The organism is Vibrio sp. 10N.261.55.A7 (genome assembly GCF_002877365.1).
Taxonomy (GTDB): domain Bacteria; phylum Pseudomonadota; class Gammaproteobacteria; order Enterobacterales; family Vibrionaceae; genus Vibrio.
Genome location: NZ_MCWZ01000231.1, coordinates 1 through 339, shown reverse-complemented (window position 1 = coordinate 339; position 339 = coordinate 1). Strand labels below are relative to the sequence as shown.

The 339-nt window shown below is 48.7% G+C and carries 1 protein-coding gene and 1 pseudogene; both read right to left on the bottom strand.

What is annotated here, in order from left to right; genetic code table 11:
* Nucleotides 1-145 (bottom strand): annotated as a pseudogene (locus BCU12_RS10950) (phosphate acyltransferase); the annotation flags it as partial.
* A gap of 9 nt (nucleotides 146-154) precedes the next feature.
* Nucleotides 155-325 (bottom strand): 50S ribosomal protein L32, encoded by a 171-nt coding sequence (gene rpmF, locus BCU12_RS10945; RefSeq protein WP_004737376.1) that lies wholly within the window; start codon nucleotides 323-325, stop codon nucleotides 155-157.
* Nucleotides 326-339: the final 14 nt, after the last annotated feature.

The window sequence follows — 339 nt, the reverse complement described above, 5'->3', positions numbered from 1 at the left end:
ATTGAGTCGTGATCGAGGGTTGATCACCGATTAATATAACTTTGAGCTCTGGGAAATACGACAGTGCCTGCACGGCGGCAGGCACTGTAACACGAGGACCGAAGTCCCCGCCCATTGCATCAAGCGCAACGGTTATAGTTTGCAAAGGTCAACCTTACTTGTTGATAACCTTTTTGCCACGGTAAAAACCTTCGGCAGTCACGTTGTGACGTAGGTGAGTTTCACCTGAAGTTGCATCTACAGAAAGTGCAGCTGTAGTTAGCGCATCGTGTGAACGACGCATGCCACGCATTGAACGTGATTTCTTGCTCTTTTGTACGGCCATTGACCCTACTCCTA